The organism is Dyella sp. A6, from assembly GCF_036320485.1.
GTDB classification, from domain to species: domain Bacteria; phylum Pseudomonadota; class Gammaproteobacteria; order Xanthomonadales; family Rhodanobacteraceae; genus Rhodanobacter_A; species Rhodanobacter_A aluminiiresistens.
This window is the reverse complement of sequence record NZ_CP132911.1, coordinates 1,482,124-1,505,797: the sequence shown is the minus strand read 5'-3', so window position 1 is coordinate 1,505,797 and position 23,674 is coordinate 1,482,124. Positions and strand designations below refer to the sequence as shown.

Sequence of the window (23,674 nt, the reverse complement as noted above, 5' to 3'; positions counted from 1 at the left end):
CTGTGCTGATCGACCGTGCTGCCGGATCAGAGATGACTCTGCGTCGCCGGGTCACCGACCTTGGCGCCCGCATCACCACGCGGCGGCGGTGGCGGCGGCGTGCTGCCGCCAGTCGTGGGCGACTTGCTCCAGTCGTCCGGCGGCCCTGGCATGCTGCCGGCCATGATCTCGTCGATCTGGCGCGCGTCGATGGTCTCGTACTGCAGCAACGCGTCCGCCATCACATGCAGCTTGTCGATGTTGTCCGTCAGCAGTTTGCGGGTGCGGCCGTAAGCCGTGTCGAGAATCTCGCGCACCACCTCGTCGATCTTGCGCGCGGTTTCGTTGGACACATTCTTGTGCTGGGTCACGGAACGTCCAAGGAATACCTCGTCCTCGTCCTCGCCGTAGGTGACTGGGCCAAGTTTGTCGGAAAGCCCCCACTTGGTCGCCATGTTGCGCGCCATCTTGGTGGCCCGCTCGATGTCGTTGGAAGCGCCCGTGGTTACCTTTTCGGCACCGAAGATCAGCTCCTCGGCCACGCGCCCGCCATACAGCGAGCAAAGCTGCGACTCGATCGCCACCTTGTTCATGCTGTACTTGTCGCCCTCGGGCAGGTACATGGTCACGCCGAGTGCGCGGCCACGCGGAATGATGGTGACCTTGTAGACCGGGTCATGCTCGGGAACTAGGCGACCAACGATCGCATGCCCCGCCTCGTGATAGGCCGTGAGCTTCTTCTCGTCCTCGCTCATCGCCATCGAGCGACGCTCGCTGCCCATCAGGATCTTGTCCTTGGCCTTTTCCAGGTGGCTCATGCGCACTTCGCGCGCGTTCTCGCGCGCGGCGAACAGCGCCGCCTCGTTGACCAGGTTGGCAAGGTCGGCACCCGAAAAGCCCGGCGTACCGCGCGCGATGTTCATCGCATTGACGTCGCTGGACACCGGCACCTTGCGCAGGTGGACCTTGAGGATCTGTTCACGGCCCTTCACGTCGGGCAGGCCGACCGTCACCTGGCGGTCGAAGCGACCCGGGCGCAGCAGCGCGGGATCGAGTACGTCCGGACGGTTGGTCGCGGCAATGACGATGATGCCCTCGCTGCCTTCGAAACCGTCCATCTCCACCAGCAACTGGTTCAGGGTCTGCTCGCGCTCGTCATGACCACCGCCCAGTCCGGCGCCACGGTGGCGGCCGACGGCATCGATCTCGTCGATGAAGATGATGCATGGGGCGTGCTTCTTGGCCTGTTCGAACATGTCGCGCACGCGGCTGGCGCCCACGCCCACGAACATTTCCACGAAGTCCGAACCGGAAATGGAGAAGAACGGCACTTTCGCCTCACCCGCAATGGCCTTGGCCAGCAGGGTCTTGCCGGTACCGGGCGGGCCGACCATCAGCACGCCACGCGGAATCTTGCCGCCGAGCTTCTGGAACTTGCCCGGGTCGCGCAGGAACTCGACCAGCTCGCCGACTTCTTCCTTGGCCTCGTCGCAACCGGCCACATCGCTGAAATTGACCTTGATCTGGTCTTCGCCCTGCAGCTTGGCACGCGAACGGCCGAAGCTCATCGCGCCACGGCCACCGCCGCCTTGCTGCATCTGGCGCATGAACCAGATCATGATGCCGACGAACAGGATGATCGGCAGCCAGCTCACCAGCAGGTTGATCAGCGAGAAACCGCTGGAGGAGTCCTGGCTTACCGTGACCCCCTTGTTCTGCATGTCCTTGACCACGCCGTTGGTGGAAAAGCCCAGCACGGGAGCGACGGTACGGTAACTGCTGCCGTCCTTCAGCTTGCCGCTGATCGTGGCGGGGTTTTCGGCACTGATCGTGGCGGTAGCCACATTGCCGTTGTCCACGCTCTGCACAAAGCTGCTGTAAGGCAGGTCCGATGAGCCGGCGCCATGCGGGTTGAAGCTCTGGAACACCATGACCAGGACGATCGCGATGACCACCCAGAGCAGCAAGGTTTTGACTGTTTCGTTCATGCGCGGTTCTCGCCATTGTGCCCGCCGGGAGCCTTTCGGCCCGTAGCAAGCGCGTACACCTCACGCGAACGCGCGCGGGAGGCCTTGGGTTTACGCATAGTCACGCGCGCGAAGTCCGCGCGCAAGGTGCGCAGGTAATCGTCGAAGCCCGCCCCCTGGAACAACTTGATCAGGAAAGCGCCGCCCGGCTTCAGCCACTGCCGGGAAAAATCCAGTGCCAGCTCGGCCAGATCCATTGCCCGGATCTGGTCCGCCAGCGCCACACCACTCATATTGGGGGCCATGTCCGACAGCACAAGATCCAGTTTCTGTCCGTCCAGCCGGGCTTCCAGCTCCCGCAGCACGCTCTCCTCGCGGAAATCGCCCTGCAGGAAGTCCACCCCGGCAATACCCTGCATCGGCAGGATGTCCAGCGCCACGACCGTACCGCTGTCGCCGAGTTGCTGCCGCACCAGCTGCGACCAGCCCCCGGGGGCCGCGCCAAGATCCACCACCCGCATGCCGGGTTTCAGCAGGCGGTCGCGCTCGAGCAGCTCCTCCAGCTTGAATACCGCACGCGAACGCAGGCCTTCGGCCTGCGCCTTCTTCACATAGACATCGTCGAAATGCTCCCGCAGCCAGCGGGAACTGCTTTTGCTGCGGGACATGGGTCGGCAACGGCCACAGATACGGGGGACAAGGGCCCATGATACCCTTTGCAGTCCACCGACCGCGAATCCGAGACTGAACGCATGGCCCTATCCCCTTCCCAGCGGCGCTACCTTCGCAGCCTCGCGCACGATCTCAGCCCGGTGGTCCTGCTGGGCGCCAAGGGCGCAACGGAGGCCGTGCTGAAGGAACTCGACGGCGCCTTGAGTCATCACGAGCTGGTCAAGGTGAAGCTGTCCGGCGGCGACAAGGAAGAACGCGAAGCACAAATTGCCTACCTGGCCGAAGGCACCCACGCCGAGAACGTCCAGCAGATCGGCCACACCCTGGTGCTGTTCCGCCGCAACGAGGACGAGCCCAAACTCGCCCTGCCGCGCTGACGAGGATCCGCACGTGGATCTTTCGCTGGAACGTCCCGACGACATCCTGTTCGTGCGCCGCGTGAGCGAGCACGCTATTACCGTGGTCGACCGCGATCTTACCGGCAGCTTCCTGCTGACCCCGCGCCAGGCCGTCGAGAACTGGCCAGTGACCGATGCCGGCATGCTGGATGCCAGCCATGTCGATGCACTGCTGGCGCTGGAGCCGGAACTGGTCGTCCTGGGCACCGGTTCCCGCCAGGTCTTTCCGGCCGCGGCGTTCATGGCCGGGTTCCTGCGCAAGGGTGTCGGCATCGAGGTGATGGACAACGCGGCAGCCGCGCGCACCTATGACCTGCTGGCCGGCGAAGGGCGACATGTCGTTGCCGCCTTCATCCTGCCCGAAGCCTGATCAGCGCTTGGGCAGATAGTCCAGCGGGTCCACCGGATTGCCGTCCCGACGGATCTGGAACTCCAGCTCGTCGCGCGAGGTACCGCTGGACCCCATCCTGGCGATCACCTGCCCAGCCTTCACGTGCTGTCCCTCGGTCACCAGCCGCTCGCGGTTGTGGCCATACGCGGACAGGAAACTGTCGTTGTGCTTGATGATGATCAGTTCGCCGTAACCCACCAGGCCGTTACCGCTGTAGACCACGACACCATCGGCCGCAGCACGCACCGGCTCACCGGCCGTGCCGGCGATCTCGATGCCCGGAATCGCATCGCTGTTCTGGAATCCCTTGATCACCGAACCGCTGGTCGGCCAGTGCCAGACGATCCCGCCGACCGAGCGGCTGCCACCCGTCGAGGCCACCGACACCGGTGCCGCGGGCGGCGACACTGCAGACCCGCTGGATGCCGGCACGGCCGATGAAGTGGCATGCGCCGGCATGCGCGCTCCACTGGCGGCCTCACCCGCTACGGCTATGGAATGTCCGGCAGGCTTCACCGTCTCGAAACCGACTCCGGACGAAACATGCGATGCAGTGGAGGCAGCAGCATGCCGTACCGGTGGGCGCCGTGCAGTCGCCGTGCCGTGTCCGGGCGATAGCTGCAGCACCTGCCCCGGCCAGATCGTGTAAGGCGCGCTGATACCGTTCCAACGGGCGAGATCGCGAAAATCGAGCCCGTTGCGGAAAGCGATCGAATACAGCGTGTCGCCCCTGACCACGCGGTAACTGCCCGAGTGCTGTCGGGAAGTGTCGCGCGACACCTGCGACGTACGGCGTGCACCCGCGGCGGGCTGCACCACTACCGAGCTGCAGGCCGCCAGCACGCACAGCGTGCCGACCCCTGCCAACCATCGAATCGCTCCATTCATGGGCGCCAGCATACCGGGGGATGTCCGTGTTTTCATTCGTGCACTATCGTAAGCCAAACCACCACAGAACCAGCGCCAGCAGAAGCGCCAACACGGCCCAGCCGATTGTTTCGACGTGTTTGTGCAGCAGCAGTTCCGCACGCTCGCCGAACAGCCGGACCAGCAGCGCCAGCAACCAGACACGCTTGCCGCGTCCGAGCAGGATGCACAACAGGAACGGCAGGACCGGCACACCAACGATGCCCGCGGCCCAGGTCACGAACTTCATCGGCACGACCGGCTGCAGCGCGGCCAGGAACAGCACCAGCATCAGGCCAACCCAGTGCAAGTGCATCTGTCCGCGCAGATACTCCACGCCATGCTCGATGGGCGCCAGCAAGTGCAATGCATCCAGTGCGGGAGTCAGTGCCTGGAACGCCCAGTGCCCCAGCGCATAACCGACCAGCGAGCCGCCCAGCGAAAACAGCAGGCTGATGTTGGCGTAGAAAAAAGCGCGATGCCGCTTGCCCAGCATCATCGGCGCGAGCATCACTTCCGGCATCACTGGGAAAATGAACGCCTCGACGAAACTCAGACCACACAGGTAATGCACGGCGCGTGGATGACGCGCCCAGGTCAGGACTCGCGCGTAAAGACGCCCGAACAGCCGCATCAGCCAATGCCGCCGAGCAGCGGCACGAAGCTGACAGGCCCGAGTTCCTCCTGTTCGAAATCGCCACTGCCATCGCCACGCATGCGCAGCAGCACCTGGCTGCTGGGCGAACCGACCGGTGCCACCAGTACGCCGGTGGGGCTGAGCTGATCCAGCAGTGCGCTTGGAATCGCGTCCCCGGCCGCGGTCAGGATGATCGCGTCGAACGGGGCCTCGTCGCTCCAGCCAAGCTTGCCGTCGTCATAGCGCGAGCGGATGTCGGCCAGGCCCAGCTGGCGGAAACGACGTCGCGCCTGGCGCAGCAGTTCCTCGATCCGCTCCACCGTGTAGACCTGCCCCACCAGCGCCGCCAGCACCACCGCCTGATAACCCGAACCGGTGCCGATCTCCAGCACCTTCTGTGGCGCAGCTTCACCGCGCTGTTCGAAGTGCTCCAGCAGCACCTCTGTCATGCGGGCCACGACCCATGGCTGCGAGATCGTCTGGCCGTGCCCGATCGGCAGCGCGGTGTTTTCGTAGGCCCGCGTATGCAGCGCCTGGTCGATGAAGTGATGGCGGGGCGTATTGCGAATGACATCGATCACGTGCGGATTGCGGATACCGCTTTCCTTGAGCTGCTCGGCAAGCCGGTCACGGGCGCGCTGCGACGTGACCCCCTCGCCCTTCAGTGCCGATGCGGGTAATGGATGCACGTTCATCGCTCAGGCCACCTTGTGACCGGGCGCGGCCGCGTCGTCAACCAGCGACTCCATCCAGCTACTGACCTTCTCCAGTGCCTGGAAGCGGGTCAGGTCGACGTGGATCGGCGTTACCGAGACATAGCCGCGCTGCACCGCGTTGAAGTCCGTGCCCGGACCCGCGTCGTCCACATCGCCAGCCGGTCCGATCCACCATATCTGCCGGCCGCGCGGATCGACCTGGCGGATGCAGGGCTCGGCGCGGTGACGCCGTCCCAGTCGCGTTACTTCGAAGCCGTGGATATCTGCCCAGGGGCGGTCCGGCACATTGACGTTGAGAATGGTATCCGCCGGTAGTGGGTCGACCAGCAGGCGGCGCATCAACATCAGCACGGCCTGCGCCGCCGATGCGTAATGCACGCCCTTGTGATCCTCGCTGACCAGCGACACCGCGATCGCCGGGAGTCCCAGGAAACGCCCTTCCATCGCGGCCGATACCGTGCCGGAATAGATCACGTCGTCGCCGAGGTTGGAGCTGTTGTTGATGCCCGAGACGACGATATCCGGCTCGTTGTCGAGCAGACCGGATAGTGCCAGGTGCACGCAGTCGGTCGGCGTACCGGCCACCCGGTAGTAACCATTGTCCATGCGCGAAGCACGGATGGGCGCATCGAGCGTGAGGGAATTGCTGGCACCGGAGCGGTCCCGGTCGGGGGCCACTACCGTCACCTCGCCGACCGCACCAAGACGTTCGGCGAGTACACGAATGCCCACTGCATCCACGCCATCGTCGTTGCTGACAAGAACTCGCATGATGATCCGTAAGAACGTTACCGCGTGCGACCGCCACGGCTCGCACACATCTTCGATGAACTGGAGTCTACCGGAGCGAGCAGGTGGTTTCACCGCATGTGGCACTTCACGTCCACAGCGTGCGGAAATCGCTGTGCAGACGGGCCGGTTTGGATAGCATGGGGACATGAAGCGCCGCCCTGCCAACCCGGTCAGCGAAGACGATATCCGTCTTTTCCATGACGCCATCGGCGAGGTCCGGCGGTTGGCTCCCGTTCCTGCACCGCCGACCGGTCCCAAGCCAGCGCCGCGCGCGCACATGCTCGCCGCCGACGAGGCTGCCGTTGCCGGGGAGCTACTGGACATGGCGTTCGATCCGGCCCAGATCGAGGTTGGCGAAGAGTTGAGCTTCCTGCGCGACGGTTATCCGCCCCGTCTGTTGCGGCAGCTCAAGCGGGGCCAGTTCAGTGTGCAGGACGAACTCGACCTGCACCACATGAATGCCGCAGCCGCCCAGATCAGCATTGTCGAGTTCCTGGCCGAGGCCCACGATCACGAACTGCGCTGTGTGCGCATCGTGCATGGCAAGGGATTGCGTTCGAAGGCAGCGGGCCCGGTACTGAAGGCCCTGACCGACAGACTGCTGCGCCGACGCGACGATGTAGTGGCTTTCGCATCAGCCCGGCCCGCGCAGGGCGGTACCGGCGCGGTCGTGGTACTGCTCAAACGTCAGTGACAGCGTCAGTGGCAAAAAGCGGAAGTACGTGAAGCCGTGCCGGCGCGCTCACTTCTCACTTCTCGCCAGCTCCCGCATCACTACCGTGGCATAGCTGCCGGCAGGCAGCTCGAAGCTGACTTCCAGCGTCGCCGCATCGATCCAGTGCCAGGTCAGCTCGCGTGACAGCAGCCGCAGCGGGCGACGTTCCTGTTCCATGTCGGCAGCCTGCAGTCCAGCCACCAGCTCGGGCTCGCCTTCAGCCACCCGGCGCTCGCACCGGCCGGCCGCATCGGTTGCTGGGGTGTCGCCGATACCCCACAGCGGACCCGACGGATGAATGTCGCCACGGACCAGGCGGTCAGCCAGCACATCATCGAAAGGCTCCGGACCGAACCAGGAGCGCGAGCCGGCCAGCGACCAGATCTCGCCCGGCAGTCCACGATCCCAGCTGCCGTCCAGCACGCGCTCGGCCAGCACCGCGTTGAACAGCTGCGAGCGCGCCGCCGACAACAGCATCGAGCGGGTTTTGCGGTCGACCCGACGCCCGCCGAACATCGCCTCGGCACGCTCGACATTGGCGCCACCGTGGCCAAAGCGCTGCTCACCGAAATAGTTCGGCACGCCGCGCGCGGCGATCGCCGCAAGCACCGTTTCGGCCGCTTCGCGGTCGCCACTGACCTCGCGCAGCACCAGCACGAAGCGGTTGCCGACCAGCGCGCCGCGTTTCAGTTTGCGCCGATGCCGGGCCGAGGCCAGTACCTGCACCTCGTCATGCGGGAACGCGGCCCAGTCCGGCTCGGGCTTGCCGGCCAGCTGCACGGAAAATGTCTGTGTGGTGACCGCGTGGCGGTCCTTGAGCCCGGCATAACCCACCGCCACCGGGCTGACGCCGGCAAAGCGCGCCAGTTGCCCAGCCACCCAGTCGGTGTTCGCGCCGCGCTTTCGCACCGTCAACAGGACATGCTCGCCCTCGCCGTCGGCGACATAACCCAGTTGTTCGTCGACCCGGAAGTCGTCAGGCGTGGCACGCAGCACGGCGTGCAGCGGAGGGCCGCCGTGGGCGAAAGGTAGTTGGTCGTGCGGGTTGTCCATTGGGAATACTGCGTCAGGAATGAGAAATGGTGGTTGCCAGCCGGGCCGCGCACCTTGCGGAACAATCAACCCACGGCATGACACCGGCCTGGCCTCGGTCCGCCCGGTTGGGCCGGACCGTCAATGCATGAGGAACATCGTCGCCAGTCCGAGGAAGATGAAAAAGCCGCCACTGTCGGTCATGAAGACCAGGAAGATGTTGGAACCCATGGCCGGATCACGCCCCAGCCGCACCATCATCATCGGAATGCCCACACCCATGAAGGCGGCGAGCAGTTGCTCCAGCACCATCGCCACGGTCATTACCGCGCCGAGTGCCGGATCGTGATACATCAGCGCCACCACGATGCCGATCACCCCGCCCCAGATCAGGCCATTGAAGAACGCCACCGCCAGCTCTTTGCGCCACAGCCCCAGAATGGAGCTCATGCCGACCTGCTCCATCGCCACCGCGCGCACGATCTTGATGATGGTCTGGTTGCCCGAGCTGCCGCCGATGCTGGCCACGATGGGCATCAGCGAGGCCAGCACCACCAGCTTTTCGATCGATCCCTGGAACAGCCCGATCACGCGGGACGCCAGGAATGCGGTCACCAGGTTGATCGCCAGCCAGCTCCAGCGGTTGCGCAGCGACGCCCACACCGGGGCGAAGATGTCTTCTTCTTCACGCAGGCCGGCACGGCCGAACATCTCCGACTCGCCCTCCTCGCGAATCAGGTCGACCATGACATCGATGGTGAGGCGACCGACCAGCAGGCCGCCAGCGTCGACCACCGGTGCGGAAATCAGGTCGTAGCGTTCGAATGCCTGGGCGGCCTCGTAGGCATCGTCGTCGGGATGAAAGGTGTTGACGTCACGCGCCATCACCTCGCCGACGCGCTTGTCGGGCGCATTGAGCAACAGCCACTTCAGGGGCAGCACCCCGGTCAGCAGGTTGTCCTGGTTGATCACGAACAACTTGTCGGTCTGCTCGGGCAGTTCGTCGAAACGACGCAGGTAACGCAGTACGACTTCCAGCGTCACGTCCTCGCGGATGGTGACCATCTCGAAATCCATCAGCGCGCCGACCTGATCGTCCGGATAGGACAGTGCCGACTGCACGCGCTCGCGCTGCTCCACGTCGAGACTGGCCATCAGCTCGGGCAGCACGGCGCTCGGCAGATCCTCGACCAGGTCGGCCAGCTCGTCCGCATCCAGCGGTTCGACGGCGGCGAGGATCTCGTGATCGTCCATGTCGGCGATCAGCGATTCGCGGACCGCGTCGGAAACCTCCAGCAGGATCTCGCCGTCGCGATCGGCTCTTACCAGCTGCCAGACAGCCAGACGGTCGTTGAGCGGCAGCGCCTCCAGAATGTAGGCAAGATCGGCCGGATGCAGGCGCTCGAGATGGTGCTGAAGCTCGGCACGGTTCTGCCGGTGCACCAGGGTCTCGAGACGCTCCTGGCGCGGACCATGCTGGTCATGCGCGACCCGTTCGATCAGCTTCTGTCGTTGCAGCAGCCGGATCGTGGCTTCGAGCTGGGCATGCGCCCGCTGGGTCGCGCTGGACGAGTCTGGTTCGCTCATACCCGCTCCAGCAACACGCAAGCCTGGGCGGCAATGCCCTCGCCGCGGCCGGTGAAGCCCAGTTTTTCGGTGGTGGTTGCCTTGATGCTGATGCGATCGGGCCCGCAACCCAGGTCAGCTGCCAGGTTTTCGCGCATGGCCTGCGCATGCGGCCCAACCTTCGGCGCCTCCGCGATCACGGTGACGTCGGCATTGCCCAGTCGATACCCCTGCTGCGTCATCAACGACGCGGCGTGACGCAGGAACTGCCGGCTGTCTGCATCGCGCCAGCGCGGGTCGGAGGGCGGGAAATGCTTGCCGATATCGCCCAGTGCCAGCGCACCAAAAATCGCGTCGCACAGCGCGTGGATCACCACATCGCCATCGGAATGCGCCACCACGCCGCGTCGGTGCGGCACCCGCACTCCGCCCAGCACGACATGGTCGCCGTCGCCGAACGCATGTACATCGAACCCCTGGCCTATGCGCATCATGACGTCCTCGAAAGCAGGAACTCGGCCAGCGCGAAATCCGCCGCCGTAGTCACCTTGATGTTGTCCTCCGCACCTTCGACCAGCAGCGGCGCCGTACCGGCAAGCTCCATTGCCATGGCCTCGTCACTGACAGCAGTACCCGACGCGGCCGATACGCGCAGCGCAGCCGCAAGTGCGGCGCGTCGGAACATCTGTGGTGTGAAGGCACGCCAGCGCCGGTCGCGTGGTTCGGTGCGTTCACTTTGCCCGTGTGCATCGGCGTACTTCAAGGTGTCGCGCAGCGGCGCGCCCAGCAGACCGCCGTCGGCAGCACCGGCCCGCTCGATCAACCGTTCGATATCGGCAAGACGCACGCATGGGCGGGCCGCATCGTGCACCAGCACGAAGGCATCGGCGCTGACGTTGGCAGGCAAGGCGTCGAGGCCGGCCAGCACCGAGTCGCAGCGCTCCGCACCACCGGTGGTGGTACGCACCGGCTTGCCGTGCAGGGATTCGATGCCCGGCCACAATCCGTCGTGTGCACCCAGCACCACCAGCAGGCCGGCAATGCGCCGGCAGGCGGCAAGCCGTTCCAGCGTATGCAGGATCATCGGCCTGCCGGCCAGCGGAAGGTACTGCTTGGGGCAGTCACCGCCGACGCGCGTGCCCCGTCCCGCGGCGGGGACGACGCACCATAGCCCGGCGCCGCTCAATGCCCCCCCGTACCGTCGTCGACTGGCGGCACGGCAGCGCTGGCCGCCGATTTCGGTATCACCTGGTAGAAAGTCTCGCCAGGCTTGATCAGGCCCAGCTCGGCACGGGCGCGCGCCTCGATCGCTTCGTTGCCGTGCTTGAGGTCGTGCACGTCGGCTTCCAGCGACTGGTTGCGCTGGAGCAGACGTGCATCCTCGTCGGCCTGCTTCTTCACGGCCTGGTGCAGGCTGTTCACCTCGGGCATGCCGCCGTGATGCGACCACAGCATGACCTGCAGGCCGATCAGCAACAGCAGCAACAGCACGGCGACCCAGCGCAGCATGGACGCGGTTGTCGCGCGGCTCAGCCGGGCAGACGCGGGAAAGCGCTGCGTCCGGCGTAGCGTGCAGCCGAGCCCAGCGCCTCTTCGATGCGCAACAGCTGGTTGTACTTGGCGATACGGTCGCTGCGGCACAGCGAACCGGTCTTGATCTGGGTCGCCGTGGTGGCCACCGCGATATCGGCGATGGTGTTGTCCTCGGTCTCGCCGGAACGGTGCGAAACCACCGCCGCATACTTGGCGGCATTGGCCATCGCGATGGTCTCCAACGTCTCGGACAACGTGCCGATCTGGTTCACCTTGATCAGGATGGCATTGGCGATGCCGTCGTCGATGCCCTTGCGGAAGATCGTCGGGTTGGTGACGAAGTTGTCGTCACCGACCAGCTGCACCTTGCTGCCCAGGCGCTCGGTCAGCAGCTTCCAGCCGGCATTGTCCTGCTCGGCCATGCCGTCCTCGATGGTGATGATCGGGTACTTGTCGCACCAGCTCGCCAGCACGTCGATGAAGCCCGCCGAATCGTACTTGTGGCCTTCGCCGGCCAGGTCGTACATGCCGTCGTGATAGAACTCCGAAGCGGCGGCATCGAGGCCCAGGAACACCTCGCTACCCGCCTTGTAGCCGGCCTTGCCGATGGCTTCGAGGATGGTCTCGATGGCTTCCTCGTTCGAACGCAGGTTCGGCGCGAAGCCGCCCTCGTCGCCCACCGCGGTATTCAGGCCCTTGCCCTTGAGCACGCCCTTCAGCGCGTGGAAGATCTCGGCGCCCGTGCGCAGCGCCTCGGCGAAGTTGGAAGCACCGACGGGCAGGATCATGAACTCCTGCACATCGACGTTGTTGTCGGCATGCGCGCCGCCGTTGATGATGTTCATCATCGGCACCGGCAGCGCACCCGGTTCGCCGGTGGTGCCGTTGATGGTCGCAAGGTACTGCCACAGCGGCTGCTTGTTCTGCGCGGCGACAGCATGCGCGGCAGCCATCGACACGGCCAGGATGGCATTGGCGCCCAGCGTGCCCTTGTTCGGCGTGCCGTCGAGCTTGATCATCGTGGCGTCCAGGCCGCCCTGGTTGGCCGCGTCGAAGCCCTTGAGCGCGCTGGCAATCGCACCGTTGACGTTGCCCACCGCATGCTTCACGCCCTTGCCGCCGTAACGCGACTTGTCGCCGTCACGCAATTCGACCGCTTCGCGCGTGCCGGTGGATGCGCCACTGGGCACGGCCGCGCGGCCAAAGCCGCCACCCGCCAGCGTCACTTCGGCTTCCAGCGTGGGATTACCGCGTGAGTCGAGGATTTCACGTGCGTGGATGCGGGTGATGGCTGTGCTCATGACGTTCCTGTTCGTTGGGTTGGCTAAACGTTGAAGATACGCAAAAAGCGGCGCGAAATGCGAGCCTGCGCGTCGGTCAGATCGATTGCTCCAGGAATCCGTGCCGCTTGGTGACGGCATCGAGTTCCATCAGGGTTTCCAGCAGCGCCTCCATCTTGCCGAGCGGCCAGGCATTGGGGCCGTCGCTGAGCGCCTTCGAGGGATCGGGATGGGTCTCGGCGAAAAGCCCCGCGATACCCGCCGCCACCGCGGCACGCGCCAGTACCGGCACGAACTCGCGCTGACCACCCGAACTGGTGCCCTGCCCGCCCGGCAGCTGCACCGAATGGGTGGCATCGAACACCACCGGGCAACCGGTATCGCGCATCACGCCAAGCGAGCGCATGTCCGACACCAGGTTGTTGTAGCCGAAGCTGACGCCGCGCTCGCAGACCATGATGTCGTCGTTGCCCACGGCCTTGGCCTTGGCCACCACGTTCTTCATGTCCCACGGCGCCAGGAACTGGCCCTTCTTGATGTTCACCGGCTTGCCGGCGCGGGCCACCGCCTGGATGAAGTCGGTCTGGCGGCAGAGGAAAGCTGGGGTCTGCAACACATCGACCACCGAAGCCACCTCGGAAAACGGGGTGTATTCGTGCACATCCGTGAGCACCGGCACGCCGACCTGGCGTTTCACCTCGCTGAGAATGCGCAGCCCCTCTTCCATGCCCAGCCCGCGGAAGCTCTGTCCGGACGAGCGATTGGCCTTGTCAAAGCTGGACTTGAAGATGAAGTTCACGCCCAGTCGGCCGGTGATCTCCTTGAGTGTGCCGGCCGTGTCCACCTGCAACTGCTCCGACTCGACCACGCAGGGGCCGGCGATCAGGAACAGCGGACGATCCAGCCCGACCTCGAAACCGCAGAGCTTCATGCCGTCGCCTCCCGCGCCAGCTTCTCGCCAGCATGCACTGCCTTGTACTCGCGCGCGGCACGCACGAAACCGATGAACAGCGGGTGGCCGTCACGCGGCGTGGAGGTGAATTCCGGGTGGGCCTGGCAACCCAGGAACCACGGATGCTTCTGCTGCGACAGCTCGACGATTTCGACCAGCAGGTCGTCCATCGACTTACCGGAGATCACCAGCCCAAGGTCCTCGAACGACTGCCGATAGCGGTTGTTGAACTCGTAGCGGTGACGGTGACGCTCGCGCACCACGTCCTGGCCGTACAGCTCACGCGCCAGCGTGCCCGCCTTGAGGCGGCATTCCTGTGCGCCAAGACGCATGGTGCCGCCCAGGTCCGAACGCTCGGTGCGCGTCTCGACCTCGCCGCTGGAAGTGGTCCACTCGGTGATCAAGGCGATCACCGGATCAGGCGTGTTGCGGTCATTTTCGCTGGAGTCGGCGTTCGCCAGACCTGCCACGCTGCGTGCGAAATCGACAACCGCCGCATGCATGCCGTAGCAGATGCCGAAATACGGCACGCCGTGTTCGCGTGCGTAACGGGCCGCCAGCACCTTGCCCTCGAAGCCACGCTTGCCGAAGCCACCCGGCACCAGGATCGCGTCGACGCCACCCAGCACCTTGGCGGCGCCTTCGGCCTCGATCCGCTCAGAATCGATCCAGTCCAGGTTGACCCGGGTCTGCTGCTTGATGCCGCCGTGGCGCAGCGCCTCGCCCAGCGACTTGTAGGCGTCCTTGTGCTCGACGTACTTGCCGACGATGGCGACGGTGATTTCGTCCTTCGGGTGCTCCACCGCCTCGACCGTCCGCTGCCAACCGGACAGGTCTGCCGGGCCGGCATCCAGGCCGAGCCGCCGGACCACGATGTCGTCGAGGCCCTGCTTGTGCAGCCACAGCGGCTGCTTGTAGATGATGTCCACGTCGGCGGCGCTGATCACCGCGTTTTCCGGCACATTGGTGAACAGGGCGATCTTGCGGCGCTCGCCCTCCGGCAGCGGCTCCTCGCAGCGGCACAGCAGCACATCGGGCTGGATACCGATCGAACGCAGTTCCTTGACCGAATGCTGGGTCGGCTTGGTCTTGATCTCGCCGGCGGCCTTGATGTACGGCACCAGGGTGAGATGCATGAACAGGCACTTCTCCGGGCCGTGCTCGATGCGCAGCTGGCGGATCGCCTCCAGGAACGGCAGCGACTCGATGTCGCCGACGGTGCCGCCGATCTCCACCAGCGCCACGTCGAAACCGCGGGTAGCCTCGTGGATGCAGTGCTTGATCTCGTCGGTGATGTGCGGAATCACCTGCACGGTGGCGCCGAGATAGTCGCCACGGCGCTCCTTGCGGATCACCGATTCGTAGATCTTGCCCGTGGTGATCGAGTTTTTGCCGGTCAGCCGGGTATGGACGAAACGCTCGTAATGTCCCAGATCCAGGTCGGTTTCCGCACCGTCATCGGTAACGTACACCTCGCCGTGCTGGAACGGGCTCATGGTGCCCGGGTCGACGTTGATATAGGGGTCGAGCTTCATCATGGTGACCGAGAGGCCACGCGCTTCCAGGATGGAAGCCAGCGACGCCGCGGCGATGCCCTTGCCGAGCGAGGACACCACACCGCCGGTGACGAAAATCAGGGGGGTCATGGGAGGCAGCCGTGCTGGAAATTTGTATTTTAGCGGCAGACGGCCTTCTCCGCGAGATCCTTCGCGCTTCGAATTCAGTCTTGTCACCCCCGCCAGGCCGGAACAGTGGCCTGGCCCGGCGGGAGGTCCGCCCCAAAAGCAGACCGGCGGCCCCTTGCGGGAGCCGCCGGTCATGTGCACGCCGAAGCGCGACAGGCTTAGTGATGCGACATCCATGGCATCATGTAGGCGTTCATGTTGTGCAGCACCCACAGCGAGCCGACGATGACGATGCCGATGAAGATCAGCGCGCATACCATCACCATCAGGTTCTCGCGCTGCTCGGGCGCAATGCCCATGTGCAGGAAGAAACCCAGCTGGACCAGCACCTGCGCCACGCAGAACACCATCAGGGCCGGCACGATCAGGTGGTGCGGCACCATCCCGGTCATCACGCAGCCGAACGACAGCAGCGTCAGCAGGATCGACAGCGCGAAACCGACCAGGTAGGTCTTGAGCGAACCGTGGTGGCCGCCGTGGGCGGCATGTTCGTTGGCGTGGGACATCAGAGCACCCCGTGCAGATAGACAAAAGTGAACACGCAGATCCAGATCACGTCCAGGAAGTGCCAGAACAGGCTGAGGCAGGACAGGCGACGCTTGACCGTATCGTCCAGGCCGTTGCGACGGACCATGTCCAGCATCACCAGGATCCAGATCAGGCCGCAGGTCACGTGCAGGCCGTGGGTACCGACCAGGGTGAAGTAGGCCGACAGGAACGCGCTGCGATCCGGACCGGTGCCTTCATGGATCAGATGCACGAACTCGTGGATTTCCATGCCCACGAAGGCGGCGCCGAACAGGAAGGTGATGGCCATCCAGACCAGCACCTTGTTGCGCTGGCCGGCATGCATGTTCAGCATCGCCATGCCGAAGGTGAAGCTGCTGACCAGCAGCAGCATCGTCTCGCCCAGCACGTACTTGAGGTCGAAGATGTCCTTGCCGGTGGGGCCGCCCGCATAGGCGTGCGACATCACGGCGAAGGTGGCGAACAGTGCCGAGAAGATCAGGCAGTCGCTCATCAGGTAGATCCAGAACCCCAGCAGGGTCTTGGATCCATCGTCGTGATGCGCGTGGTCGTCGTGGGCGACGATGCCGTTGTCGGCAGTGAGAACGGAACTGGTCATGGCTTAGGCAACCCTCTGTTCGGACGAGGCCGGGTCGACACGGTCGATCAGGCCCTGCAGCGGCACCATGCGGGCACGCTCGATCTTCTCGACCTCGGCGGCCGGCACGTAGTAATCGGTATCGCGGTCATAGGCGCGGGTCAGGAAGGTGCCGACCATGCCGACCAGGCCCAGGATGGCCATCCACCAGATGTGCCAGATCAGGGCAAAGCCAAGCACCACGCCGAAACCACCCATGATCACGCCTACGCCGGTGTTGCGCGGCATGTGGATATCGGCGTACTTGGCCGGCTGACGGTAGGCCGTACCCGCTTCCTTGTCGTGCCAGAACTGGTCCAGCGAATCGATCTTCGGCAGCACCGCGAAGTTGTAGAACGGCGGCGGCGAGCTGGTCGACCACTCCAGGGTGCGACCACCCCACGGATCACCGGTGAGATCGCGGTTCGCCTCACGGTTGCGCACGCTCACGAACACCTGCAGCAGGGTGAAGCCGATACCCGCGAAGATGATCGCCGCGCCGATGAAGGCCACCACGAAGTACGGCTGCCAGGCAACGTTGTCGTAGTGCTGCATGCGGCGGGTAGCGCCCATGAAGCCCAGGATGTACAGCGGCATGAAGGCCACGTAGAAGCCGACCAGCCAGCACCAGAACGACCACTTGCCCCAGCGCTCCTCAAGCTTGAAGCCCAGCGCTTTCGGGAACCAGTAGTTCATGGCCGCCAGGCAGCCGAACACCACGCCACCGATGATCATGTTGTGGAAGTGGGCAATCAGGAACAGGCTGTTGTGCAGCACGAAGTCGGCACCCGGCACCGCCAGCAGCACGCCGGTCATACCGCCAATCACGAAGGTGACCATGAAGCCGATCGTCCACAGCACCGGCACGGTGAAGCGGATGCGGCCGCGGTACATGGTGAACAGCCAGTTGAATACCTTCACCCCGGTGGGAATCGAGATGATCATCGTCATGATGCCGAAGAAGGCATTCACGTCGGCGCCCGAACCCATGGTGAAGAAGTGGTGCAGCCACACCAGGAAGGACAGCACGCCGATCGCCACGGTTGCATAGACCATCGACTTGTAGCCGAACAGCGGCTTGCCGCAGAAAGTGGCGATGATTTCGGAGTACGCACCAAAGCAAGGCAGGATCAGGATGTATACCTCTGGGTGGCCCCAGATCCAGATCAGGTTCACGTACATCATGGCGTTGCCGCCGAAGCCGTTCGTGAAGAAGTGCATGCCCAGGTAGCGGTCGGCACCCAGCAGGGCCAGGGTCACGGTCAGCACCGGGAACGCGGCCACGATGAGGATGTTGGTGACCAGCGCGGTCCAGGTGAACACCGGCATCTGCATCAGCTTCATGCCCGGCACGCGCATGCGCAGGATGGTCACGATGAAGTTGATGCCGCTCAGGGTCGTACCCAGGCCGGAAAGCTGTAGGGCCCAGATGTAGTAGTCGACGCCCACGGTCGGGCTGAACTTCAGCTCCGACAGCGGCGGATACGCCAGCCAACCGGTCGCCGCGAAGTCGCCGATGAACATCGACAGCATGATCAGAACCACACCGCCGGCGGTCAGCCAGAAGCTGAGCGAGTTCAGGAACGGATAGGCCACGTCGCGCGCGCCGATCTGCAGCGGCACCACCAGGTTCATCAGACCGGTGATGAACGGCATCGCCATGAAGAAAATCATGATGTCGCCGTGCGCGGTGAAGATCTGGTCGAAGTGATGCGGCGGTAGGTAACCGACGGCATGACCGGCAGCAAGCGCCTGCTGCGCACGCATCATGATCGCGTCGGCGAAACCGCGAAGCAGCATCACCAGCGCCATGATCACGTACATGACGCCGATCTTCTTGTGGTCCACCGTGGTGAACCACTCCTTCCACAGATAGCCCCACTTGCCGAAGTAGGTCACTGCACCCAGCAGGGTCGCACCGAGAATGGAGACGACAAGCAGCGTCCCCATGATGATCGGCTCATGGACAGGAATCGCCGAGAAAGAGAGTTTTCCGAACATGACTTACTCCGCAGCCTGGGCGTGAGTGGAATGCGAGGGAACGGCTGCAACGCTCGGGGCCGCACTGGCCGCCGGGGCGCCGTTCGTTGCCGGATGCTTGATGATGTAGCCGAACATGTTCGGCGACACGGTGCCGTAGAACGACACGGGCACCTTGCGGCTGGGCATCAGCAGCGACTGGTAGGCATTCACGTCGAGCGTGCCGGCCGATGCCTTGGCCTTCGCGATCCAGGCCTCGAAGCCCTTCTGCGATGTGGCCAGCGCAGTAAAGTGCATGTCGGCGAAGCCAGGACCACTGAAGTTCGACGAGAAACCGTCGTAACTGCCCTTCTCATTGGCGATCAGGTGAACCTGGGTCTGCATGCCCGACATCGCATAGACCTGGCTACCCAGCTGCGGGATGAAGAATGCGTTCATCACCGTGCCCGAGGTGATCTTGAAATCCACCGGGGTACCCTCGGGGAAGGCGATCTGGTTGACGCTGGCGACGCCGTAATCCGGGTAGATGAACAGCCACTTCCAGTCGAGCGCGACCGCTTCGATGGTCACCGGCTTCACACTCGACTCGAGCGGCCGGTAAGGGTCGAGCTCATGAGTCGATGTCCAGGTGATGGCACCCAGAATCACGATGATCACGCAGGGAATGGCCCACATCACCACCTCAATGGCGGTGGAGTGCGACCATTTCGGCGCGTAGGTCGCCTTGGTGTTGGAGGCCCGGTAACGCCAGGCAAACACCAGGGTCAGGACGATCGTGGGGACCACCACCACGCACATCAGTCCCAGTGCGACCAGGATCAGAGTGCGTTCGTGCATCCCGACAGCGCCCTTAGGCGAGAGGACGTCCATATTGCAACCACCGAGCAAAACGGCGGCACTTGCGCACATCCAGCGCAAGCCGGAAACGAGAGTTCGCTTGTTCACGTACAGCCCTTGAAAAGACAATCGGAAGGGATCGCCGTGGGGAGCGGCCCGCGAAGTTTAACGTTGCACTGCAAAAAATGACACTGCACGGGACACTATGTCGCAGTTGCAGGGCTTTCCTCCCCCGAATTGAGCCAGATCAACGCTCTCCCCAGCGCCCCCGAGCACACTTGTGGGCTCGTCCCCATTGGCTGAGCTCCCTAGTCGAACCGGTGCCCGGAGCTCTACCATTCAGGGATGAACACACCGATCCCCACCCGTCTCGCCGCACTGCGCCAGGCCATGCGCCAGCATGGCGTCAGCGCCTGCATCATCCCCAGCGCCGACCCGCACCTGTCCGAATACCTGCCCGAACACTGGCAGGGACGCGCGTGGGTGTCGGGCTTCACCGGCTCGGCCGGTACCGTGATCGTCACCGCAAAACATGCCGGACTCTGGACCGATTCCCGCTACTTCGCCCAGGCCGAGCGCCAACTCGAAGGCACCGGTTTCACGCTGATGAAGCTGCGCGTACCGCATACACCGGAACATCTGCAATGGCTGGCCAGTGAGCTGCACCGGGGCGACGTCGTCGCCGTGGCCGGCGATAGCCTGCCCATTTCATCCCGACGTCAGATGGAAACCCTGCTTGCCGAACATGGCGCCCGGCTACGCACCGACCTGGACCTGCCCGGCGAAATATGGACCGAGCGCCCCGCGCTACCGCGTTCGCCGATAACGGAACATGCACTGGATTACGCATGCACGCCACGCTCCGACAAGCTGGCCCGTGTACGCAAACGCATGCACAAACTCGGCGCCACGCATCATCTTCTGTCCAGCCTTGACGACATCGCGTGGATCACCAATCTGCGCGGCAGCGACGTTCCGTGCAATCCGGTATTCCTGGCCCATCTGCTGATCAGTGCCGATGCCGGCACTACCCTGTTCACCGGCCGCGACAAACTGAACGACGAGCTGATCGCCAGGCTTGCCAGTGATGGCATCACGGTTGCCGACTACGCCACGGTCACCGACGTCCTGACCGGCCTTCCTGCAGAGAGCGCCCTGCTGCTGGACCCCAGCCGCGTGGTCTGCACCATTGCCGACGCGATTCCCGCGAGCGTACGGCGCGTCGAAGCGGCCAATCCCTCAACCGCGCTCAAGGCCGTCAAGGGCCCCGCCGAACTCGATCACATCCGTGAAGTGATGCGCCGCGATGGTGCCGCGCTTGCCCGCGCCTTCCGTGAAATCGGGCAGCAGCTCGACGAGGGCAAGCCATTGACGGAGCTCGACGTGCATCGACTGGTGCACGCGGCGCGTGCCGCTCAGCCCGGCTTCGTGGGCGAGAGTTTCGACACGATCGCCGGCTACCAGGCCAACGGCGCGATGCCCCACTACCGCGCAACCCCCGAATCCCACAGCCCACTGAAGGCCGAGGGGCTGCTGCTAATCGACTCCGGCGGACAGTATCTGGGCGGCACCACCGACATCACTCGAATGCTTGCACTGGGCCCGGTCACTGCTGAGCAGCGCCGGGATGCCACGCTAGTACTCAAAGGCATGATCGCTCTGAGCCGTGCCCGCTTCCCCAAGGGAGCCAGTGGCCCGCAACTCGACGCACTGGCGCGTGCGCCGCTGTGGGCTGCCGGTTGCGATTACGGACACGGCACCGGGCATGGCGTCGGCTACTTCCTCAACGTTCACGAGGGACCTCAGTCAATCCGTCCGCCGGTCAGCGGCGGTGCGCTCGTAGCACTTGAGCCCGGCATGATCAGCTCCATCGAGCCAGGCCTCTACAAACCCGACCGGCATGGCATCCGCCATGAAAACCTTGCGGTCGTGGTCGAGGCTGACCAGACAGAGTTCGGCGACTTCCTGGCCTTCGAAACGCTTACGCTTTGTCCGTTCGACCGACAGGTGTTGGACATCGCACTGCTGAGCCATGACGAACGTGCCTGGCTGGACGACTACCACGCCACCGTCCGTGCCGCGATCGCCCCACTGCTCGATGGCGCTGATCTCGCATGGCTGACGCGGCACTGCGCTCCACTTGGCAACTGAGGCGCAACTGCTTTTACTAAGCCATTCAACCGGCGCCATCTATAGACGCCAGACCACCGACAGCCTGACCACCATTTGCCAGACTCAAACAAAAGACGCCGAGCCATAAAATGACTCGGCGTCTTTTGTTTGCAAATAAAGTCCCCAATAGACTAACGACACAGGGGGCGGTCGCAACCTATCGCTGGCGTAATCTCGCCAGCCCATGCCTATCCATGGCAATAGGGAAACACTAGAAAGAGCTTGTGACCACAGATGATCAGTTCACTCCAAACACGGCCTAGATAATGGCTCCTAGAAATTACAAATAGAATCAGACATATCCTAATTTTGATATAGCTAATCCGTATCACGTCAGTAAGCCAGAGCCCCTGGCAAATTCGTACAGTTGTGTATTACTTGTAAGGCCAAGCTTGCGCATCGCGTCGCTCTTCTGCTGACTGATTGTTTTCACACTTCGCCGCAGGCGTTCGGCAATCTGCGTTACGGTAAGTCCATTTGCATACATGCGAACCACTTCAGCCTCACGCGGCGAGAGCATTTCCATGTTTGCCGCCGCAGAGTCTGTCTCATCAGGCCCCGAACCTGCCGCGTCGGCTTTCGCCGCATGGCTCAGCGCCCCTTGCATACCCTCACCAAGAAAAGCCTGGCCACTTGAGACCACTTGCATGGCCTGAAGCAACTCTCTGGTCATGGCCGTCTTGGCCACCACACCATTAGCCCCCGCTGCAAGCATGCCGCGTACCAAGGCGAGGTTGTGAATCATGGTCAGCACGATGATTCGGAGCTCAGGGTACCGACGGCGCAATCGTCGCAGCAGTTGCAGCCCATCTTCCGAGTCCTCGCCTGCAGGCATCGAAAAATCGGTAATAAGGAGATCACATGGCTGCTTGGTCAGCAATGCAAGAAGCTCCTTGCCTTGTGACGCCTCGCCAACGATACAAAAATCGTTTTGAAAGTTCCTCATAAGGGATCTCAACCCCATGAGGACAACGGGATGATCGTCTGAAATGACGACTCTTAGCGGGTGCGCTTCATCGTGCATAGAACTTCGCTTTAACCGAACGCTTCATGGATACACAACGCCCTACGTACCAAGCAGTGGCATAGAGCAATAGCTCTCGGAGTGCCATGAACAACAGACGCAAAGATGCGATCAAAATACACACATGCGCTGCGTAATATCTAGGTACGTAACAACATCTATTTCGATCAAAGCTACAGAAAAAGCCGACACTGAAGATATCGGATGATTCCGAAAGCAATAAGCCCTAACCCAGACACCACGAATGGCGCTGATTTCATGTCAGTCAAAGGTTCCGGATCTTTAGCCGTAAACTCGTATCGATAGCGCTGAACGGGCCCACGTCAACGCATCGAGTTTCGGCGTAACGACGAGCTGACCAGCAACGCTCCGGCCCATCAATTCATGGTCAGTATCGTCAACGAATTCGTTGGCATACAGCCAAGAGAGATCTGGGTCGCCCTCGTCCCCCTAACTGCAAAACGCATTCATTAAGGGCAACAGCAGCCCGCTAAAGATCGCATCTTGACTGCACCGCCAGCATATTGAGATCGGATAATTCCTAATTACTCGACCCACTCACCTCGCACCAGTGTTCACGCTCCGGTATCAGGTCGTCAGTCCTTTTACCCGGGCGTACTCATAGAGTTGGCTGTTGCTGGTCAACCCCAGCTTCCGCATGGCATTGTTCTTTTGCTGGCTGATCGTCTTGACGCTACGATGCACCCGTTCGGCAATCTGTGTGATCGACAGACCCGATGCATAGAGTCGTACCACTTCGGCCTCACGCCGGGACAGGATGGACACTTCACCACCCGCACCGTCATCGCCGGAACCTGCACGCTGCGCAGTCGGGATATCGACAACAACATCCCGCAGGTCTTCGCTCACATAAGTGCGTCCGCCCAGAACCGTTCGAACGGCCAGCACCAGTTCGCGCGTCATCGCCGCTTTTGCAACGACGCCATTCACCCCTGCATCCAGCATTCCCCGGACCAGTGCAGGGTTATGAATCATGGTAAGCACGATGACGGGAAGTGCCGGCCGATCACGACGAAGCCGTTTGAGCCAGGCCAGGCCATCCTCGCTACCGACATCATCCGGCATCGAGTAGTCCGTGATCAGAAGCTCACATTCACAGGTAGAAAGTAGAGCCTGCAACTCACGTGCGCCGCTGGCCTCACCAACCACCTCCAGTTCCGCCCTGAACTCTTGCAACAGTGCCCTGATGCCAAGTAACACCACAGGGTGATCATCAGCGATAACCAATCGTACGGGAGCGTTGTTCCACGACATCGTCATGTTCGATGAAATCCT

24 protein-coding genes are annotated in these 23,674 nt (G+C 63.3%); 4 read left to right on the top strand and 20 right to left on the bottom strand.

Translation table 11 applies throughout. From position 1 onward, the window contains the following. Positions 1–26: 26 nt before the first annotated feature. Both ftsH and rlmE read right to left on the bottom strand, forming a co-directional pair. Positions 27–1,967, bottom strand: a complete 1,941-nt coding sequence (gene ftsH, locus RA164_RS06545; protein WP_329743152.1) for an ATP-dependent zinc metalloprotease FtsH — start codon at positions 1,965–1,967, stop codon at positions 27–29. Next, the gene (gene rlmE / locus RA164_RS06540; protein ID WP_329743151.1) at positions 1,964–2,614 is read right to left on the bottom strand and encodes a 23S rRNA (uridine(2552)-2'-O)-methyltransferase RlmE; all 651 of its coding nucleotides are present in this window, start codon (positions 2,612–2,614) and stop codon (positions 1,964–1,966) included. The genes ftsH and rlmE overlap by 4 nt, the downstream gene beginning before the upstream one ends. Positions 2,615–2,698: 84 nt before the next feature. Between rlmE and yhbY the strand changes: the two genes are divergently transcribed. Together yhbY and RA164_RS06530 are read left to right on the top strand one after the other, a co-directional pair. Beyond that, positions 2,699–2,995, top strand: coding sequence for a ribosome assembly RNA-binding protein YhbY (yhbY, locus tag RA164_RS06535; protein WP_329743150.1), 297 nt, complete (start codon positions 2,699–2,701; stop codon positions 2,993–2,995). A 13-nt stretch (positions 2,996–3,008) separates the two neighbouring features. Further along, positions 3,009–3,386, top strand: a complete 378-nt coding sequence (locus RA164_RS06530; RefSeq protein WP_329743149.1) for an Mth938-like domain-containing protein — start codon at positions 3,009–3,011, stop codon at positions 3,384–3,386. Here RA164_RS06530 and RA164_RS06525 read toward each other — a convergent pair whose 3' ends face one another. Genes RA164_RS06525 through surE form a run of 4 tightly spaced genes read right to left on the bottom strand, consistent with a single transcriptional unit; the run spans position 3,387 to position 6,437 of the window. Further along, positions 3,387–4,295, bottom strand: a complete 909-nt coding sequence (locus RA164_RS06525; protein ID WP_329743148.1) for a peptidoglycan DD-metalloendopeptidase family protein — start codon at positions 4,293–4,295, stop codon at positions 3,387–3,389. Between the two features lie 43 nt (positions 4,296–4,338). Then, on the bottom strand, positions 4,339–4,947 hold the full coding sequence (locus tag RA164_RS06520) for a YqaA family protein (protein WP_329743147.1): 609 nt from the start codon (positions 4,945–4,947) through the stop codon (positions 4,339–4,341). Continuing rightward, complete coding sequence (locus RA164_RS06515) at positions 4,947–5,645, bottom strand: protein-L-isoaspartate(D-aspartate) O-methyltransferase (protein ID WP_329743146.1); 699 nt, start codon at positions 5,643–5,645, stop codon at positions 4,947–4,949. Before RA164_RS06515 ends, RA164_RS06520 begins: the two co-directional genes overlap by 1 nt. Before the next feature lie 3 nt (positions 5,646–5,648). Continuing rightward, positions 5,649–6,437 carry a 5'/3'-nucleotidase SurE gene (gene surE / locus RA164_RS06510; protein ID WP_329743145.1) on the bottom strand — a complete coding sequence of 263 codons (789 nt, stop codon included), beginning with the start codon at positions 6,435–6,437 and terminating at the stop codon, positions 5,649–5,651. Positions 6,438–6,603: 166 nt separating this feature from the next. Between surE and RA164_RS06505 the strand changes: the two genes are divergently transcribed. Then, positions 6,604–7,152 carry a Smr/MutS family protein gene (locus RA164_RS06505; RefSeq protein ID WP_329743144.1) on the top strand — a complete coding sequence of 183 codons (549 nt, stop codon included), beginning with the start codon at positions 6,604–6,606 and terminating at the stop codon, positions 7,150–7,152. Between the two features lie 48 nt (positions 7,153–7,200). Here RA164_RS06505 and truD read toward each other — a convergent pair whose 3' ends face one another. The 12 genes from truD to cyoA all read right to left on the bottom strand — a co-directional run bounded on the left by truD (position 7,201) and on the right by cyoA (position 19,254). Next, positions 7,201–8,226 carry a tRNA pseudouridine(13) synthase TruD gene (truD, locus tag RA164_RS06500; protein ID WP_329743143.1) on the bottom strand — a complete coding sequence of 342 codons (1,026 nt, stop codon included), beginning with the start codon at positions 8,224–8,226 and terminating at the stop codon, positions 7,201–7,203. Positions 8,227–8,346: 120 nt separating this feature from the next. Then, entirely contained in the window at positions 8,347–9,792 is a 1,446-nt protein-coding gene (gene mgtE, locus RA164_RS06495; RefSeq protein ID WP_329743142.1) for a magnesium transporter, read from the bottom strand. Continuing rightward, positions 9,789–10,262 carry a 2-C-methyl-D-erythritol 2,4-cyclodiphosphate synthase gene (ispF, locus tag RA164_RS06490; protein ID WP_329743497.1) on the bottom strand — a complete coding sequence of 158 codons (474 nt, stop codon included), beginning with the start codon at positions 10,260–10,262 and terminating at the stop codon, positions 9,789–9,791. The genes mgtE and ispF overlap by 4 nt, the downstream gene beginning before the upstream one ends. Next, positions 10,262–10,957 carry a 2-C-methyl-D-erythritol 4-phosphate cytidylyltransferase gene (gene ispD, locus RA164_RS06485; protein ID WP_329743141.1) on the bottom strand — a complete coding sequence of 232 codons (696 nt, stop codon included), beginning with the start codon at positions 10,955–10,957 and terminating at the stop codon, positions 10,262–10,264. Before ispD ends, ispF begins: the two co-directional genes overlap by 1 nt. After that, positions 10,954–11,280, bottom strand: a complete 327-nt coding sequence (ftsB, locus tag RA164_RS06480) for a cell division protein FtsB (RefSeq protein WP_329743140.1) — start codon at positions 11,278–11,280, stop codon at positions 10,954–10,956. The genes ispD and ftsB overlap by 4 nt, the downstream gene beginning before the upstream one ends. A 20-nt stretch (positions 11,281–11,300) precedes the next feature. Further along, positions 11,301–12,605: a phosphopyruvate hydratase gene (gene eno / locus RA164_RS06475; protein WP_329743139.1), complete on the bottom strand. Its 1,305-nt coding sequence runs from the start codon at positions 12,603–12,605 to the stop codon at positions 11,301–11,303. Positions 12,606–12,681: 76 nt separating this feature from the next. Next, positions 12,682–13,515 carry a 3-deoxy-8-phosphooctulonate synthase gene (gene kdsA, locus RA164_RS06470; RefSeq protein ID WP_329743138.1) on the bottom strand — a complete coding sequence of 278 codons (834 nt, stop codon included), beginning with the start codon at positions 13,513–13,515 and terminating at the stop codon, positions 12,682–12,684. Further along, complete coding sequence (locus RA164_RS06465) at positions 13,512–15,182, bottom strand: CTP synthase (RefSeq protein ID WP_329743137.1); 1,671 nt, start codon at positions 15,180–15,182, stop codon at positions 13,512–13,514. The genes kdsA and RA164_RS06465 overlap by 4 nt, the downstream gene beginning before the upstream one ends. Positions 15,183–15,379: 197 nt before the next feature. Next, positions 15,380–15,727: a cytochrome o ubiquinol oxidase subunit IV gene (gene cyoD, locus RA164_RS06460; RefSeq protein WP_329743136.1), complete on the bottom strand. Its 348-nt coding sequence runs from the start codon at positions 15,725–15,727 to the stop codon at positions 15,380–15,382. Next, on the bottom strand, positions 15,727–16,347 hold the full coding sequence (gene cyoC / locus RA164_RS06455; RefSeq protein WP_329743135.1) for a cytochrome o ubiquinol oxidase subunit III: 621 nt from the start codon (positions 16,345–16,347) through the stop codon (positions 15,727–15,729). Before cyoC ends, cyoD begins: the two co-directional genes overlap by 1 nt. 3 nt (positions 16,348–16,350) lie before the next feature. Beyond that, a complete protein-coding gene (cyoB, locus tag RA164_RS06450; protein WP_329743134.1) occupies positions 16,351–18,366 on the bottom strand; it encodes a cytochrome o ubiquinol oxidase subunit I in 2,016 nt (671 codons plus the stop codon). A gap of 3 nt (positions 18,367–18,369) precedes the next feature. Further along, complete coding sequence (gene cyoA, locus RA164_RS06445; protein ID WP_329743496.1) at positions 18,370–19,254, bottom strand: ubiquinol oxidase subunit II; 885 nt, start codon at positions 19,252–19,254, stop codon at positions 18,370–18,372. A 273-nt stretch (positions 19,255–19,527) separates the two neighbouring features. On the opposite strand from cyoA, the gene RA164_RS06440 reads away from it, so the two are divergent. Beyond that, complete coding sequence (locus RA164_RS06440; protein WP_329743133.1) at positions 19,528–21,333, top strand: aminopeptidase P family protein; 1,806 nt, start codon at positions 19,528–19,530, stop codon at positions 21,331–21,333. A gap of 349 nt (positions 21,334–21,682) precedes the next feature. On the opposite strand, the gene RA164_RS06435 is transcribed toward RA164_RS06440, so the two are convergent. Further along, the gene (locus RA164_RS06435; RefSeq protein WP_329743132.1) at positions 21,683–22,378 is read right to left on the bottom strand and encodes a response regulator transcription factor; all 696 of its coding nucleotides are present in this window, start codon (positions 22,376–22,378) and stop codon (positions 21,683–21,685) included. Positions 22,379–22,966: 588 nt separating this feature from the next. Next, the gene (locus RA164_RS06430) at positions 22,967–23,659 is read right to left on the bottom strand and encodes a response regulator transcription factor (RefSeq protein ID WP_329743131.1); all 693 of its coding nucleotides are present in this window, start codon (positions 23,657–23,659) and stop codon (positions 22,967–22,969) included. Between the last annotated feature and the right edge of the window lie 15 nt (positions 23,660–23,674).

Excerpts from the sequence above, each read along its gene's own strand:
- ftsH (WP_329743152.1), bottom strand. The coding sequence starts at position 1,967 with ATGAACGAAACAGTCAAAACCTTGCTGCTCTGGGTGGTCATCGCGATC.
- rlmE (WP_329743151.1), bottom strand. The coding sequence starts at position 2,614 with ATGTCCCGCAGCAAAAGCAGTTCCCGCTGGCTGCGGGAGCATTTCGAC.
- yhbY (WP_329743150.1), top strand. The coding sequence starts at position 2,699 with ATGGCCCTATCCCCTTCCCAGCGGCGCTACCTTCGCAGCCTCGCGCAC.
- RA164_RS06525 (WP_329743148.1), bottom strand. The coding sequence starts at position 4,295 with ATGAATGGAGCGATTCGATGGTTGGCAGGGGTCGGCACGCTGTGCGTG.
- RA164_RS06520 (WP_329743147.1), bottom strand. The coding sequence starts at position 4,947 with ATGCGGCTGTTCGGGCGTCTTTACGCGCGAGTCCTGACCTGGGCGCGT.
- RA164_RS06515 (WP_329743146.1), bottom strand. The coding sequence starts at position 5,645 with ATGAACGTGCATCCATTACCCGCATCGGCACTGAAGGGCGAGGGGGTC.
- surE (WP_329743145.1), bottom strand. The coding sequence starts at position 6,437 with ATGCGAGTTCTTGTCAGCAACGACGATGGCGTGGATGCAGTGGGCATT.
- RA164_RS06505 (WP_329743144.1), top strand. The coding sequence starts at position 6,604 with ATGAAGCGCCGCCCTGCCAACCCGGTCAGCGAAGACGATATCCGTCTT.
- truD (WP_329743143.1), bottom strand. The coding sequence starts at position 8,226 with ATGGACAACCCGCACGACCAACTACCTTTCGCCCACGGCGGCCCTCCG.
- mgtE (WP_329743142.1), bottom strand. The coding sequence starts at position 9,792 with ATGAGCGAACCAGACTCGTCCAGCGCGACCCAGCGGGCGCATGCCCAG.
- ispF (WP_329743497.1), bottom strand. The coding sequence starts at position 10,262 with ATGCGCATAGGCCAGGGGTTCGATGTACATGCGTTCGGCGACGGCGAC.
- ftsB (WP_329743140.1), bottom strand. The coding sequence starts at position 11,280 with ATGCTGCGCTGGGTCGCCGTGCTGTTGCTGCTGTTGCTGATCGGCCTG.
- eno (WP_329743139.1), bottom strand. The coding sequence starts at position 12,605 with ATGAGCACAGCCATCACCCGCATCCACGCACGTGAAATCCTCGACTCA.
- kdsA (WP_329743138.1), bottom strand. The coding sequence starts at position 13,515 with ATGAAGCTCTGCGGTTTCGAGGTCGGGCTGGATCGTCCGCTGTTCCTG.
- RA164_RS06465 (WP_329743137.1), bottom strand. The coding sequence starts at position 15,182 with ATGACCCCCCTGATTTTCGTCACCGGCGGTGTGGTGTCCTCGCTCGGC.
- cyoD (WP_329743136.1), bottom strand. The coding sequence starts at position 15,727 with ATGTCCCACGCCAACGAACATGCCGCCCACGGCGGCCACCACGGTTCG.
- cyoC (WP_329743135.1), bottom strand. The coding sequence starts at position 16,347 with ATGACCAGTTCCGTTCTCACTGCCGACAACGGCATCGTCGCCCACGAC.
- cyoB (WP_329743134.1), bottom strand. The coding sequence starts at position 18,366 with ATGTTCGGAAAACTCTCTTTCTCGGCGATTCCTGTCCATGAGCCGATC.
- cyoA (WP_329743496.1), bottom strand. The coding sequence starts at position 19,254 with ATGTGCGCAAGTGCCGCCGTTTTGCTCGGTGGTTGCAATATGGACGTC.
- RA164_RS06440 (WP_329743133.1), top strand. The coding sequence starts at position 19,528 with ATGAACACACCGATCCCCACCCGTCTCGCCGCACTGCGCCAGGCCATG.
- RA164_RS06435 (WP_329743132.1), bottom strand. The coding sequence starts at position 22,378 with ATGCACGATGAAGCGCACCCGCTAAGAGTCGTCATTTCAGACGATCAT.
- RA164_RS06430 (WP_329743131.1), bottom strand. The coding sequence starts at position 23,659 with ATGACGATGTCGTGGAACAACGCTCCCGTACGATTGGTTATCGCTGAT.